The organism is Pseudooceanicola aquaeponti (assembly GCF_050897975.1).
Classification (GTDB): Bacteria; Pseudomonadota; Alphaproteobacteria; order Rhodobacterales; family Rhodobacteraceae; genus Pseudooceanicola.
Window position 1 is genome coordinate 417,554 of the sequence record NZ_JBPAXY010000003.1, and the last position, 13,924, is coordinate 431,477.

Below are 13,924 nucleotides of genomic sequence, written 5' to 3' on the forward strand. Positions count from 1 at the left end.
ACCTGCCGTCCGGCGTCGGGAAAGACCCCTGCGGTCAGTTGGCATCCAGCACCAGGGGGGCGCGGATCTCTTGCGCTGGCGGGGCGAAGTCGGCGCCCAGCCAGGGCCCGAGATAGGCATAGGCCACCAAAGCGATTCCGCCCAGAAGGGCCAGGTAGAGCAGCCATTTGAGGATGCGAAGCATATAAGTCTTGTCCCGTTCGCCTGTCGTTTCCGCAACTTATAACTGGCCTTTTCCGCAAGATCACGTCATTCAGACGCGAAAATCGTCAAATGGCAGCCGGGCGCCGAAAGGCCCCGCCGCGCCATGGAAAACCCCGGTGGAGGTTATGGGCTGGAAGCTGCGTAAGAGCGTCGTGATGGTGGGCATGATGGGCGCCGGAAAGACCGCCGTGGGCCGCGCCGTGGCGCAGATCCTGGGCGTGGGGTTCCGCGATTCCGATGCCGAGATCGAGGCCGCCGCCAACATGACCATCGCCGAGATCTTCACCCGCGACGGCGAGGATTTCTTTCGCCAGAAGGAACGCCAGGTCATCGCCCGCCTGCTGGAAGAGGCCCCGGCGATCCTGTCGACCGGCGGCGGCGCCTACATGGCACCGGCCAATCGCGAGATGATCACCCGCCAGGGCGTGGCCGTCTGGCTGGATGCGGATCTGGATCTGCTGTGGAACCGGGTGCGCCACCGCGACACCCGGCCCCTGCTGAAAACCCCCGATCCCCGCGCCACGTTGCGCAAGATCTACGAGGCGCGGGTGCCGGTCTATGCCCAGGCCGACCTGTCGGTGAAGGCGCGGGCCGAGTATTCCGTGCAGGACATGGCGGAAAAGGTCGTGGAGGCGCTGAGCGCGCGGCCCGACGTGCTGGAGGCGAAATGAGCAATTTGGACCTGACCCCGGATACCCTGGCCGAAACCCTGACGGTCGAACTGGGCACGCGCGCCTACCGGATCGAGATCGGCCCCGGGCTGATCGCCCAGGCGGGCGCCCATATCGCGCCGCTGCTGCGCCGCCCGCGCGTCGCCGTGCTGACCGACGAAAACGTCGCCGCCCTGCACCTGGAGGCGCTGCGCGAGGGCTTGGCCGCGGCCGGGATCGAGATGGTGGCCCTGACCCTGCCCGCGGGCGAGGCGACGAAATCCTGGCCGCAGTTCACCCGCGCGGTGGAATGGCTGCTGGAACAGAAGGTCGAACGCTCGGACGTGGTGGTGGCCTTCGGCGGCGGGGTGATCGGCGACCTGGCGGGCTTTGCCGCCGCCGTGCTGCGCCGGGGCGTGCGCTTCGTGCAGATCCCGACCTCGCTGCTGGCCCAGGTGGACAGCTCCGTGGGCGGCAAGACCGGCATCAATAGCGCCCGGGGCAAGAACCTGGTGGGCGCCTTCCACCAGCCCGCCCTGGTGCTGGCCGATACCGCCGTTCTGGGCACGCTGACCGCCCGCGACTTCCTGGCGGGCTATGGCGAAGTGGTGAAATACGGCCTGCTGGGCGACAGCGATTTCTTCGACTGGCTGGAAAAGATGGGCCCGGCGCTGGCCTCGGGCGACATGGCGGCCCGGGTGGCCGCCGTCAAACGCTCGTGCCAGATGAAGGCCGAGATCGTGGCCCGCGACGAGACAGAGCAGGGGGACCGCGCGCTTTTGAACCTCGGCCATACCTTCGGCCATGCGCTGGAGGCGGCGACGGGTTATTCCGACCGGCTGCTGCATGGCGAGGGGGTGGCCATCGGCTGTGCCCTGGCCTTCGAGCTGTCCTCGAAACTGGGGCTGTGTTCGCAAGAGGCGCCCAGCCGGGTCCGGGCGCATCTGCGCGACATGGGGATGAAGGTGGACCTGCGCGACATCGCGGGCGATCTGCCCGATGCCGAGGGGCTGCTGGCGCTGATGGCGCAGGACAAGAAGGTGGTCGACAGCCAGCTGCGCTTTATCCTGGCGCGCGGCATCGGCGAGGCCTTCGTCACCGCAGAGGTGCCGGGCGAGGCGGTGCACAAGGTGCTGAGCGAGGCGCTGGCCCTGCGCTGAGCCGCCTTCACGCACCGCGCGAAGTGCGGCCATTGGTGAAATCACTTCAGGTGCTTAGAGTGCGCACCAAGGGGGCGACCTACGGCACACCCGCTCGGGCGGCGCGCCTCCGGGCTTGCTTTCCGATCTCTTGCGGGCTGTTATTTCCCTGACCCTCCTGATGACGCGAAGGCCCCAGACGCGATGATCACACCTGCCTATTGCCAGACGATGGCCCGCTACAACAGCTGGCAGAACAGCCAGATGGCCGCCGCCCTGGCGCAGCTGGACCCAGAGGCGCTGCGCCAGGACCGGGGCGCCTTCTTCGGCTCCTTGCTGGGCACGGCGAACCACCTGCTTTGGGCCGATCAGCTGTGGCTGTCGCGCCTGACGGACGTGGCACGGCCCGAGGTGGGCATGAAGGGCAGCCCCGAACTGACCCCGACCATCGCCGCCTGGCAGGCCGAGCGGTTCCGCATTGATGGCCGCTTCCGTCTCTGGGCCGAGGGGCTGGGCGCGCTGGATCTGACCGGCGATCTGGTCTGGCATTCGGGGATCACCGGACGCGAGGAACGCCGCCCGCTGGCGGGGATCGTCATGCATGTCTTCAACCACCAGACCCACCACCGGGGCCAGATCCACGCCATGTTGACCGCCCTTGGCATCGACCCCGGGCCCACCGACCTGTTCCTGATGCCCGCCGCCGAGACCGCGCGCTAGGCCCCCGATAGGGCGGCCCTGGCGGCGGCCACGCGGCCCCGGGCGCCCGCTTTGCGCAAAGAATTTCGCCCGTCCGCCTTTCCCTTCCGCCCTGCGCCCTATGTCCTGTGACATGGGACACCCGACAAATCCGACACGCGAATGTCGCTTTTGTGCGCCATCGCATCGGCTTTTGCTCACGGGTGTGTTAACGAACCGTTACCTTTCAGGGAGGTCAGGCCGGAAAGGTCTGCCCAGACACGCCGGGCCCTGGCGCCCTCAGGCGGCATAAGAACCGTCCGCCGCGACGCCCGGCCGAACAAGGAGGCAAGGATGTATTCCAAGATCATGGTTCCCGTGGACCTGACCCACGCGGACCGTCTGACGAAATCGCTGGAGGTATCGGCCAAGCTGGCCCAGACCTTCGGCGCGGACATCGTCTTCGTCGGGGTCACCTCGGCGTTGCCGGGCTCGATCGCCCACACTCCCGACGAATACCGCGCCAAGCTGGAGGCCTTCGCCAAGGCCCAGGCCGAGGCGCAGGGCGTCACCGCCACCGCCCACATGATGGTAGGCCACGACATCGCCGTCGAGATCGACCACGAGCTGCTTAAGGCCGTGGACGAGACCGGCGCGGATCTGGTCGTCATGGCCAGCCATATTCCCAACATCACCGATTACGTCTGGCCGTCCAACGGCGGGCGGATCGCCGGACACGCCAAGTGCTCGGTCATGATCGTGCGCAGCTGAGGGGGACGAGGGATGAGTGACAACAACACCAACGACACCTCCACCGACATGGAGGAGATGGGCATTCCCGCGCCGGAAGGGGCGGCGGATGTCATCGACACCGATTACGAGATCGGCCAGGACAATATCGAAGGCGAGCTCGGGCCCTTCGGCTTCGACATCCACAACCCGGTCTTCCTGATCTCGGGCCTGTGCATCGTCGCCTTCGTCTTCTACACTCTGGCCCTGCCGGAGCAGGCGGGATCGCTGTTCAGCTGGCTGTTCGGCGCGGTGACCAAGGGCTTTGACTGGTTCTTCCTGGGCGCCGGCAACATCTTCGTGCTGTTCTGCCTGCTGCTGATCGTGACGCCCCTGGGCTCGGTCCGGCTGGGCGGGGCAGAGGCCACGCCCGATTATACCTACATCGGCTGGTTCGCGATGCTGTTCGCCGCGGGCATGGGCATTGGCCTGATGTTCTATGGCGTCTCGGAACCGATGAGCCATTTCTCCAGCTCGATGGGCGGGATCGCCATGGGTGAAGATGGCCTGCGCACCGACTGGGCGCCCCTGGGCGCGGCCGAGGGCGACGCCGAGGCGGCGATGCGTCTGGGCATGGCGGCCACGATCTTCCACTGGGGTCTGCACCCCTGGGCGATCTATGCGGTCGTGGCGCTGGCGCTGGCGCTTTTCAGCTACAACAAGGGCCTGCCGCTGACCATCCGCTCGGCCTTCTACCCGATCCTGGGCGAACGCGTCTGGGGCTGGCCGGGGCACCTGATCGACATCCTGGCGGTCTTTGCCACGCTCTTTGGTCTGGCCACCTCGCTGGGCTTCGGCGCCACCCAGGCCAACGCGGGCCTGAACGAGCTGTTCGGGATCCCGATCAACGACACGGTCGAGGTGCTGCTGATTTCCGGCATCACCGCCATCGCCCTGGTCTCGGTCCTGCGTGGCCTGGATGGCGGGGTCAAGATCCTGTCCGAGATCAACATGGGCCTGGCCTTCCTGCTGCTGCTCTTCGTGCTGATCGCGGGACCGACCCTGGCCATCCTCACGGGCTTTGCCGACTACCTGCTGGCCTATGTGGAATATCTACCCGCCCTGTCCAATCCGGTTGGTCGGGAAGACGTGAACTTCATGCAGGGCTGGACCAGCTTCTACTGGGCCTGGTGGATCTCTTGGAGCCCCTTCGTCGGCATGTTCATTGCTCGCGTGTCGCGGGGCCGGTCGGTGCGCGAATTCGTCATCTGCGTGCTGCTGATCCCCTCGCTGGTCTGCGTGCTGTGGATGTCGGTCTTTGGTGGCGTGGCGATCACCCAGGTGGTGCAGGACGGCTATACCGCCGCCCAGGACGCCGAACTGCCGATCCAGCTGTTCAAGATGCTGGATGCGCTGCCCATGGCGGGGATCACCTCGCTGATCGGGATCGTGCTGGTGATCGTCTTCTTCGTCACCTCTTCGGACTCCGGCTCGCTGGTGATCGACACGATCACCGCAGGCGGCAAGGTCGACGCGCCGGTGCCGCAGCGGGTGTTCTGGTGCCTCTTCGAGGGCGCCGTGGCCATCGTGCTGCTGCTCTCGGCGGGGGGCCTGTCCTCGCTGCAATCCATGGTCATCTCGACCGGGCTGCCCTTCACCATCGTTCTGCTGGTGATGTGCTGGGCGATCTGGCGTGGCCTGATGGCCGAGCGGCGCGAGCTGTGATCCGGCGCGCCCCGCAGGGCGCCTGAACGAAACGGAAAAGAGGGGCGGCCGGAGTGATCCGGGCGCCCCTCGTGCTACGTATCCCCCCGAAAGACCGTTGAGAGGGGCCAAGACATGCCTGCACCGACCCTGCTGTGGCTGCGCCGCGACCTGCGCACCACCGATCACCCCGCGCTGAGCGCCGCCGTGGCCCGTGGCAGCCCGGTGATCCCGGTGGTGATCCGCGACGACAGCGTGACCGCCCTGGGCGCCGCGCCCGCCCTGCGGCTGGAGCTGGGGCTGGACGCCTTCGTCGAGGCGCTGAAGGGGCAGGGGTCGCGCCTGATCCTGCGCAGCGGTGATCCGCTGGAGGTGCTGCGCGGCCTGATCGCAGAGACGGGCGCCGAGGCCGTCCACTGGACGCGCCTTTACGACCCGCAGGCCATCGCCCGGGACAAGGCGGTGAAGGCCGGGTTGAAGGAGGACGGGATCGAGGCGGTCAGCCATCCGGGCCATCTGCTGTTCGAACCCTGGCAGGTCGAGACCGGGAAGGGCGGCTATTACAAGGTCTACACCCCCTTCTGGCGCGCCGTGCGCGACCGCGACGTGGGCCCCGCGCTGCCCGCCCCCGCCCAGATCCCCGCGCCGGATCCCTGGCCCGAGACCGAGGCCCTGACCGACTGGCAGCTCTCGGCGCCCATGCGGCGCGGCCGCGATGTGGTGGCGGGCCATGTGACAGCGGGCGAACGGGCCGCGCAAAACCAGCTGGGCGTTTTCATCCGCGACCGGGTGGCGGGCTACAAGGACGGGCGCGACATCCCCGGGGCCGAGGCCACCTCGGATCTGTCGCATTACCTGACCCTGGGCGAGATCGGCCCGCGCCAGTGCTGGCACGCTGGCTGGCGCGCGCTGGAGGACGGCAAGCCGGGGGCCGAGACCTTCCTGAAAGAGCTGGTCTGGCGCGAGTTCGCCTATCACCTGATGTACCACGCGCCGCAGATCCTGACCCGGAACTGGCGCGAGGACTGGGACGGGTTCAGCTGGTCCGAGGAGGAGGACGAGCGGGTGCTGGCCTGGAAACAGGGGAGCACGGGGGTGGATTTCGTCGATGCCGCCATGCGCGAGTTGTTCGTGACCGGGCGGATGCACAACCGGGCGCGGATGATCGTCGCCTCCTATCTGACCAAGCACATGCTGGTGCATTGGCGGATCGGCCAGCGGTGGTTCGAGGACTGTCTGGTGGACTGGGATCCGGCCTCCAACGCCATGGGCTGGCAATGGGTGGCGGGCAGCGGCCCCGATGCGGCGCCCTATTTTCGGGTGTTCAACCCCGACACCCAGGCCGAGAAGTTCGACCGCGACCAGAGCTATCGCCGCCGCTGGCTGGCCGAGGGGCAGGGCAAGCCGGGGCGCGATGCGTTGTCCTTCTACGACGCCATTCCCGAAAGCTGGGAGCTAAAGCCGGACCAACCCCGCCCGGCGCCGCTGGTCGATCTGAAGGCCGGGCGCGAGCGGGCGCTGGCGGCCTATGCGGCGCTGAAGGACGACAGCTGAGAAATCGCACGAGGGAGAGGCGGAAACCCTCTGAAATACGGTGATTTTTCCGCGCTTCTAAAGTGACACCGCAAGGACAGGGGCGCCGCATCGGCGCGCTGACCCTGCCCAGAGAGGCGGCGGCCCGTCATCGCGCGGGCTGGCGGAGCGGACTTACTCCAGAACTTCAGGGAAGGCATAATTTGCATTTCTTTCAATGCGCTAGGCGTGGCAGTTAGATACCTACCTTCACCGCAACGCCCTCCGATTGCAGCGCCAAGGCGGCTTGCCATGTCACGCGCGAAAATGCGAGATAACAGAACCGATTACAGGTGCAGGAGGGCAGCCCCAGATGTTCACCATGGGCAAGGTCGCCGCATCGGCCACGCTGGCCGGCACGGCCTATCTCGTCTCGACCCAGGTCATGGCGGCCTGGGAGGAAGAGTTCAACTTCGGCCAGTTCCCCTGGGTCAGCACCGCCATCGGCGCCTGGACCGGCTGGGCGACCATCGGGCGCCGGGTGACGCGCCAGTCCACCCTCTCGCAGATCGTGGGCTATGGGTTGACCGGGGTCGGGGTGATGCTGCTGATCGCCTTCTTCGTCTTCGCGGGCAACGAGGCGCTGCGCAAGGCGCTGCGGCGGCGCTATGACGGGCCGATCGAGGCGATCCTGGACATCCTGCCGATCTCGGCCGAATGGGGGGCAAACCTGCTGCATCCGCATATCCTGATGACGCTGATCGGGGGCGGCCTGCTGTCGGCGCTGATGGCCAAGATCGTCGACCGGATGTGGAAATAACATGGGGTGCCCCCTTTTTCTTTACGGCCCCCTGTGCCTGCCGGTGATGATGCAGATCGTGGCGGGCACACGCCCGGCCGAGGCCGCCGCCCGGCTGGAGGGATACCGCGCCGCGCCGCGCGAAAGCGACGACTGGCCGGTGCTGGTGCAGGATCCGGGGACGGCGACCCAGGGGATCGTGCTGCGCGACCTGGCAGACGAGGTGGCGGCACGGATTGCCCATTACGCCGATGCCTACGGGCTGGTCCCCGCCGAGGTAGTGGTCGAGGTGGACGGCGCGCCGCTGCGCGCCCGGGCCTTCCGCCCTGAACACAGCGCCCAACCCGTGGCCCCCGGGCGCTGGTCGCTGGAGGACTGGGCCGGACAGGTGGGCGAAGAGGCCTGCCACACGGCCCATGAGGTGATGAAGCTGCGCGGCCGGTTCCAGGGCTCTGACCTGCGCTTTCGCCTGGGCCAGATCCGCGCCCGGGCAGCGGCGCGTGTGGCCGCCGAACGCTATCCGGCGCGGCACGACCTGGGGTGCGGCCCGACCGACCCCTGGGTGCAGGAGCTGCACCAGCAGGACGACCACGCGGGCTACTTCATCGCCCGCACCTTCGAGCTGCGCCACCAGACCTTCGCGGGCGGCCCCTCGCAGCCGATCCGGCGCGAGGTCTTCCTGGCCCCCGACGCCGCCATCGTCCTGCCCTATGACCCGCGCCGCGACCGGGTGCTGCTGGTCGAACAGTTCCGCATGGGCCCCTATGGCCGGGGCGAGGCGCTGCCCTGGATGCTGGAGCCGGTGGCGGGCCGTGTCGATCCGGGCGAGACCCCCGAGGCCTGCGCCCGCCGCGAGGCCCGCGAAGAGGCAGGGCTGGAGCTGGAGGCGCTGCATCATGTCAGCTCGTCCTATCCATCGCCCGGCTGCCTGAGCGAGTTTCACCACTGTTACATCGGCCTTTGCGACCTGCCCGAGACGGGCCTAGGGGCAGGGGGGCTGGACGAAGAGGCCGAGGATATCCGGACCCATGTCCTGAGTTTCGAACGCGCCATGGAACTGGTGTCCAGCGGCGAAGCCAGAAACGCGCCGCTGGTCCTGACCCTGCTGTGGCTGGCGACCAGGCGTTCCGAGTTGCGGGGCGCCGCTTGAGTTGGCGCCACGGCGCAGATACATCTGGTGCAAATAGACTTTGGAAGGATGACCCCGATGCATATCGCTCAGGATCTGGCGCAGGCCGTCGGAAACACGCCCCTGATCAAACTGCGGCGCGTCAGCGAGGAGACCGGTTGCACCATCCTCGGCAAGGCGGAGTTCCTGAACCCCGGCCAGTCCGTGAAGGACCGCGCCGCGCTTTACATCATCCGCGACGCCATCGCGCGCGGTGAACTGGCCCCGGGCGGGACCATCGTGGAAGGCACCGCCGGCAATACCGGCATCGGCCTGGCCCTGGTTGGCGCCTCGATGGGGTTCCGCACGGTGATCGTGATCCCCGAGACCCAGAGCCAGGAAAAGAAGGACATGATCCGTCTGGCGGGCGCCGAACTGGTGCAGGTCCCGGCGGCCCCCTACAAAAATCCCAACAATTATGTTCGCTATAGTGAGCGTCTCGCCGCAGAGCTGTCGAAAACCGAACAGAAGGGCGTAATCTGGGCCAACCAGTTCGACAATACCGCCAACCGCCAGGCCCACCTGGAAACCACCGGCCCCGAGATCTGGGAACAGACCGACGGCAAGGTCGACGGCTTTGTCGCGGCCGTGGGCTCGGGCGGGACCCTGGTCGGCACCGCCATGGCCTTGCAGCCGAAGGGCGTGAAAGTGGCCCTGGCCGACCCGATGGGCGCGGCGCTGCACAGCTACTACACCACCGGCGAGCTGAAATCCGAAGGCGGCTCGATCACCGAAGGCATCGGGCAGGGGCGGATCACCAAGAACCTGGAAGGGTTCACCCCCGACTTCTCGTACCAGATCCCCGATGCCGAGGCGCTGCCCTATGTCTTCGACCTGCTGTCGGACGAGGGGATCTGCGTCGGCGGCTCTTCGGGGATCAACGTGGCGGGCGCGGTGCGTCTGGCGCGCGAACTTGGGCCGGGCCACACGATCGTGACTGTACTGTGCGACTATGGAACCCGATACCAGTCTAAACTGTTCAACCCGGACTTCCTGCGTGAAAAGGGATTGCCGACGCCGGGCTGGATGACCGAAAGCCCGCGCTCGATCCCCGGCGTCTTCTCTGACGACTGAGCGCAGCCAAATATCGGACGACCCAAGGAGGGGCCATGCGCCTGCGGCGGAATTTTCCTGATCTGACAAGGCTCTGCGCCTCTCTTTTCATCCTCTTCCTCAGCTTCGCGGCCCTGGCGCCGCTGCCCCTTGGCCCGGCACTGGCCCAGGAGGGAACTGCGGCCTCGGCGGCGCTGAGCGAAAGCGACTACAGCAGCTGGGAAGCCCTGGCGCAGCGCGCCGAAGAGGCGATCGAGACCGACCGCGCCTCGGAAGCCGCCTTTGACGAGCTGCGCGCCGAACTGGTCGACTGGCGCAGCCGGTTCGAGGCCGCCCAATCGGCCAACTCTGCTGCCCTCAGCGCCGCCCAGGCCCAGTTGGACACCCTGGGCCCGGTGCCCGAAAGCGGCGAAGAGCCAGAGGCCCTGGCCGAGCAACGCGCCGAGCTGACCGAGCGGCTGGACGAGTTGGCCAGCCCCGCGCGCCGCGCCGAGATCGCCTATAGCCGGGCCGATGCACTGATCCGTTCCATCGACGCCAACCTGCGGGCCCGCCAGACCGAGGCGCTGCTGGAAATCGGCCCCTCGCCGCTGGACCCCAGCCACTGGCCCGGCGTGCTGGAGGATGTGAGCGGATTCGTCGCCGCCCTGGCCGGGGATGTGCGCGAGGCCTGGGACACCCCGGCACAGCGCCAGGTGTTCCGCCAGAACCTGCCGGTGATTGCCCTGCTGGTCCTGCTGGCCATGGCGCTGGTGCTGCGCGGACGCGGCTGGATCGAACGTCTCGCCCTGTCGGTGCTGGATCAGCAGCAATCCGCGGCGCGCTGGCTCTTTTCCTTCATCGTGTCGCTGGGCCAGATCGCCCTGCCGGTCACCGGCCTGGCGATCCTGGCCGCGGCGGGCACCACTTCGGGCCTTCTGGGGGTGCGGGGCGAGGCCATGGCGCAGTCCTTGGTGGGGGCGGGGACGCTGTTCTTCTTCACCCGCTGGCTGGCCGCCTATGTCTTCCCGGTGTCGCAACGGGCCGGGCTGATGTTGCAGATCTCGCCCACGCAGCTGCGCGAGGGGCGGGTCTATGCCAACGTGCTGGGTCTGGTTCTGGCCGTCTACTGGCTGATCCGCGAGGCCATCGCGCTGGAATCCTGGGATGCGGTCACCCGCAACGTGCTGGTCTTCCCGCTGCTGGTGGTGACCGGCCTCTTCCTGCTGCGGGTGGCGCGCTTCCTGATCCTGCATGGCCGCGCCGATCAGGGGGGCGAGGATGGGGCCAATTCCTTCCGCCAGCAGATCGTGCTGTTTCTGGGCCGCGCCGTGGCGCTTCTGGCGATCCTCGGCCCGGCGCTGGCGGCCGTCGGCTATTTCGAGGCGGGCCAGGCCCTGACCCTGCGGATGCTCTATTCGCTGGAACTGCTGTCCTTCCTGCTGATCCTGCAAAAACTGGTGGGCGAGATCTACGTGGTCTTCACCGGCGACCGCGACAGGGCCTCGGAGGCGCTATTGCCGGTGCTGCTGAGCTTTGCCATGGCCGTGGCCTCGCTGCCGGTCTTCGCCCTGATCTGGGGCGCCCGGCGCACCGACCTGGGCGAGGCCTGGGCGCAGTTCCGCGCCGGGTTCGACATCGGCGAGACCCATATCTCGCCCGGTGACTTCCTGGTCTTCGTTCTGGTCTTCATGGCAGGCTACGGGCTGACCCGGCTGTTGCAGGGCGCCATGCGCACCACGGTGCTGCCCAAGACCAAGCTGGACAAGGGCGGGCAGAACGCCGTGATCTCGGGGCTGGGATATGTGGGCATCTTCCTGGCCGCGCTGATCGCGATCACCACGGCGGGGATCGACCTCAGCTCGCTGGCCATCGTTGCCGGTGCGCTGTCGGTCGGCGTGGGCTTCGGCCTGCAGACCATCGTGCAGAACTTCGTCTCGGGCATCATCCTGCTGATCGAACGGCCGATCTCGGAAGGGGACTGGATCGAGGTGGGCGGCCAGATGGGCTTTGTCCGGTCGATCTCGGTGCGCTCGACCCGGATCGAGACCTTCGACCGCACCGATGTCATCGTGCCCAATGCCGACCTGATCTCGGGGCAGGTGACCAACTGGACCCGGGGCAACCTGATCGGGCGGCTGATCGTCCCCGTGGGCGTGGCCTATGGCAGCGACACCCGCAAGGTGGCGAAGATCCTGCAAGAGGTGGCCGAGGAACAGCCGCTGGTGCTGCTGAACCCGCCGCCCGGCGTGGTCTTCATCGCCTTCGGGGCGGATTCGCTGAACTTCGAGATCCGCGCCATCCTGCGCGACGTGACCCAGATCCTGAACGTCCAGACCGAGGTGCATCACCGCATCGCCGAACGGTTCAAGGAAGAGGGAATCGAGATCCCCTTCGCCCAGCGGGACATCTGGCTGCGCAACCCCGAGGCGCTGCGCGCCGCCGCCCCGGCCGAAACGCCGCCACAGCCCGCCGCGCCCACCTCGACGCCTGCGGTCGAAGCCAAGCAGGGCCCGGCCCATCTGACCGCGGACGACCTGCCCCATGGCAGCGAGGATGCGGCCGGAGAGGGCGGCGACGGCGACCGCTGAGGCCAGGCGCCCGCCAGGGAAAGCAAAAGAGCATACCGGAAACGGGTCACAGACGGGCTGGGCGTGCGGCCCGGCCCGTCTGCGTTTCCGGCCCCCTGGGTCAGCCCGGGACGGGGCCGCGCAAGGGTCTGAAAAAACCTGTCGTTTTTTGTCGTTCGCCTCTTGCACCCAGCGCCGCTTCCCGGCTAAAGACACCGCCACGGAGAGGTGGCCGAGTGGTCGAAGGCGCACGCCTGGAAAGTGTGTAGGCGGGAAACCGTCTCCAGGGTTCGAATCCCTGTCTCTCCGCCATAATCCCCGCACTGCGGGTCGATTTCCCCCAATATTTCAGACAGTTGCCGATCCGAGACGCCGCGGGATTGCGGTCGATGTCTTTTGCACGGCATTGGAAATCCCGCAGGGTGCCCTGCGGGACTGGTCTGGCCTCGGGGCCGCACCCGCCGCTCAGCGGGACGGCAGTCTGGCCAGCAGGCACTCGCGGACGCGGTCCTCGAAGTCTTTCAGCCGGTCGTGCAAGGGACCCGGGGGCATGTGGCGCCGCAGGTCATTGGTGACGATCAGCTGGCCGCGCAACGCCTGGGCCGAGCGGCGCGAGATCTTCAGGGTCGGCACCAGATCTTCCAGCGGTTCGGTGGTGGGGAAGCTGGCGCTTTGGTCCAGCCCGAGGCAGACCATCGCCAACCGGGTGCGGATACATTTCTCGCAGCGCCCGCAATTGCCGCCGGTCGAGGTATCGCGATAGCAGACCGACAGGTCGTCCAGCAGCGCCGGATCATGGGCGGCGATGACGCCCACCTTCTGCACCCGGGTGACCCGTTCGCCCAAGGGTCGGATCGGCAGAGCCTCTGACGACAGAGCGGCCACCAGCTCCGAGCAATTGCCCCAGGGGTGGCGCGCCAACTGCTGGGTCAGGGAATTGTCCATGGCAATGGCGGCCTCGGCCAGGCGGGGCTGCAAGGCGTTGAGGCACATGGCCAGGTTCACGCTGTGCAGCATGTTCCAGTTCATGCCCTGCTGGCGCAGGTTCGTCTCGACCACCAGCAGCTCCAGCCCCAGCCGGTCCGCGATGCGGGCCACGCGGGCCTTCAGGTCGACAAACCCCGGCTCGCTGGCCCCGGCGTAATCCGCCCCCGCCACCAGCAGGCCGTGGGTATAGCCGTGACCGGTGATCGCCTCGATCCCCGCCTGGGTGCTGTCGACCCCGCCGCTGAGGCACAGGATCTTGTCCTGGCGCGCAGCGGGCAGGGGGGCTGGGGCGCCGACCTCATGGCGCAGGCGCAACGGCGCGTTGCCGGGCATCATCCAAAGGTCGCTTGCAAAGCCCAGCCGGTCGAGGATGCCGGCGGCGGCCGGGGTCACCGGCTGGTCGAGACGGATCTCGATATTATGCGACATCGACTGGATCGCCAGCCCCAGCACCGCGCTGTCGGGGACCGACTCGGCGGTCTCGATCGGGGCGGGGGCACGGAGGAAGAAGCCCCGATTGCCGAAGGTCACGGTCATCTCGGGGCCATCGACCTGGACCTGGGCCGTGACCACCTCGCGCGGCTGGCGGGTGCGGGCGTGCTCGCGCAGGCTTTTCTTGTAGAGGCGTTGCAGGGCAAGCGGCAGGGCCATGAGAGAGGTTCCTTCTTCTGCGGCGGCCCCGGGCCCGGGAAACATGTCCTGGGGCGGGGCGCCCGCAGGGGATGACCCGTCGCGGCGCGCGCGTCAAGCGA

At 67.8% G+C, this 13,924-nt stretch carries 12 protein-coding genes and 1 tRNA gene; 11 read left to right on the forward strand and 2 right to left on the reverse strand.

Translation table 11 applies throughout. The features are described 5' to 3' along the window. Positions 1–34 precede the first annotated feature (34 nt). Positions 35–184, reverse strand: coding sequence for a hypothetical protein (locus ACRARE_RS08665; RefSeq protein ID WP_432656031.1), 150 nt, complete (start codon positions 182–184; stop codon positions 35–37). Between the two features lie 145 nt (positions 185–329). On the opposite strand from ACRARE_RS08665, the gene ACRARE_RS08670 reads away from it, so the two are divergent. The 11 genes from ACRARE_RS08670 (at position 330) to ACRARE_RS08720 (ending at position 12,497) form a co-directional block, all read left to right on the forward strand. Continuing rightward, the gene (locus ACRARE_RS08670) at positions 330–875 is read left to right on the forward strand and encodes a shikimate kinase (protein WP_432656032.1); all 546 of its coding nucleotides are present in this window, start codon (positions 330–332) and stop codon (positions 873–875) included. Continuing rightward, the gene (aroB, locus tag ACRARE_RS08675; RefSeq protein ID WP_432656033.1) at positions 872–2,014 is read left to right on the forward strand and encodes a 3-dehydroquinate synthase; all 1,143 of its coding nucleotides are present in this window, start codon (positions 872–874) and stop codon (positions 2,012–2,014) included. Before ACRARE_RS08670 ends, aroB begins: the two co-directional genes overlap by 4 nt. A 183-nt stretch (positions 2,015–2,197) precedes the next feature. Next, positions 2,198–2,713 carry a DinB family protein gene (locus ACRARE_RS08680; RefSeq protein ID WP_432656034.1) on the forward strand — a complete coding sequence of 172 codons (516 nt, stop codon included), beginning with the start codon at positions 2,198–2,200 and terminating at the stop codon, positions 2,711–2,713. A 312-nt stretch (positions 2,714–3,025) separates the two neighbouring features. Further along, positions 3,026–3,442: a universal stress protein gene (locus tag ACRARE_RS08685; RefSeq protein WP_432656035.1), complete on the forward strand. Its 417-nt coding sequence runs from the start codon at positions 3,026–3,028 to the stop codon at positions 3,440–3,442. 12 nt (positions 3,443–3,454) lie between these two features. Next, positions 3,455–5,125, forward strand: coding sequence for a BCCT family transporter (locus ACRARE_RS08690; protein ID WP_432656036.1), 1,671 nt, complete (start codon positions 3,455–3,457; stop codon positions 5,123–5,125). Between the two features lie 114 nt (positions 5,126–5,239). Beyond that, complete coding sequence (locus ACRARE_RS08695; protein ID WP_432656037.1) at positions 5,240–6,658, forward strand: cryptochrome/photolyase family protein; 1,419 nt, start codon at positions 5,240–5,242, stop codon at positions 6,656–6,658. Positions 6,659–6,989: 331 nt separating this feature from the next. Beyond that, positions 6,990–7,436: a TrgA family protein gene (locus tag ACRARE_RS08700; protein WP_432656038.1), complete on the forward strand. Its 447-nt coding sequence runs from the start codon at positions 6,990–6,992 to the stop codon at positions 7,434–7,436. 1 nt (position 7,437) lies between these two features. Continuing rightward, a complete protein-coding gene (locus tag ACRARE_RS08705) occupies positions 7,438–8,565 on the forward strand; it encodes an NUDIX domain-containing protein (protein WP_432656039.1) in 1,128 nt (375 codons plus the stop codon). A 57-nt stretch (positions 8,566–8,622) separates the two neighbouring features. Continuing rightward, positions 8,623–9,657 (forward strand): cysteine synthase A, encoded by a 1,035-nt coding sequence (locus tag ACRARE_RS08710; RefSeq protein ID WP_432656040.1) that lies wholly within the window; start codon positions 8,623–8,625, stop codon positions 9,655–9,657. A 35-nt stretch (positions 9,658–9,692) separates the two neighbouring features. Beyond that, positions 9,693–12,206: a DUF3772 domain-containing protein gene (locus ACRARE_RS08715; protein WP_432656041.1), complete on the forward strand. Its 2,514-nt coding sequence runs from the start codon at positions 9,693–9,695 to the stop codon at positions 12,204–12,206. A gap of 201 nt (positions 12,207–12,407) precedes the next feature. Further along, a tRNA-Ser gene (locus tag ACRARE_RS08720) sits at positions 12,408–12,497 on the forward strand. A gap of 153 nt (positions 12,498–12,650) precedes the next feature. Here ACRARE_RS08720 and ACRARE_RS08725 read toward each other — a convergent pair. Further along, complete coding sequence (locus ACRARE_RS08725; protein ID WP_432656042.1) at positions 12,651–13,823, reverse strand: hypothetical protein; 1,173 nt, start codon at positions 13,821–13,823, stop codon at positions 12,651–12,653. Positions 13,824–13,924 lie beyond the last annotated feature (101 nt).

Coding starts and splice junctions, on each gene's coding strand:
- ACRARE_RS08665 (WP_432656031.1), bottom strand. CDS start 184: ATGCTTCGCATCCTCAAATGGCTGCTCTACCTGGCCCTTCTGGGCGGA.
- ACRARE_RS08670 (WP_432656032.1), top strand. CDS start 330: ATGGGCTGGAAGCTGCGTAAGAGCGTCGTGATGGTGGGCATGATGGGC.
- aroB (WP_432656033.1), top strand. CDS start 872: ATGAGCAATTTGGACCTGACCCCGGATACCCTGGCCGAAACCCTGACG.
- ACRARE_RS08680 (WP_432656034.1), top strand. CDS start 2,198: ATGATCACACCTGCCTATTGCCAGACGATGGCCCGCTACAACAGCTGG.
- ACRARE_RS08685 (WP_432656035.1), top strand. CDS start 3,026: ATGTATTCCAAGATCATGGTTCCCGTGGACCTGACCCACGCGGACCGT.
- ACRARE_RS08690 (WP_432656036.1), top strand. CDS start 3,455: ATGAGTGACAACAACACCAACGACACCTCCACCGACATGGAGGAGATG.
- ACRARE_RS08695 (WP_432656037.1), top strand. CDS start 5,240: ATGCCTGCACCGACCCTGCTGTGGCTGCGCCGCGACCTGCGCACCACC.
- ACRARE_RS08700 (WP_432656038.1), top strand. CDS start 6,990: ATGTTCACCATGGGCAAGGTCGCCGCATCGGCCACGCTGGCCGGCACG.
- ACRARE_RS08705 (WP_432656039.1), top strand. CDS start 7,438: ATGGGGTGCCCCCTTTTTCTTTACGGCCCCCTGTGCCTGCCGGTGATG.
- ACRARE_RS08710 (WP_432656040.1), top strand. CDS start 8,623: ATGCATATCGCTCAGGATCTGGCGCAGGCCGTCGGAAACACGCCCCTG.
- ACRARE_RS08715 (WP_432656041.1), top strand. CDS start 9,693: ATGCGCCTGCGGCGGAATTTTCCTGATCTGACAAGGCTCTGCGCCTCT.
- ACRARE_RS08725 (WP_432656042.1), bottom strand. CDS start 13,823: ATGGCCCTGCCGCTTGCCCTGCAACGCCTCTACAAGAAAAGCCTGCGC.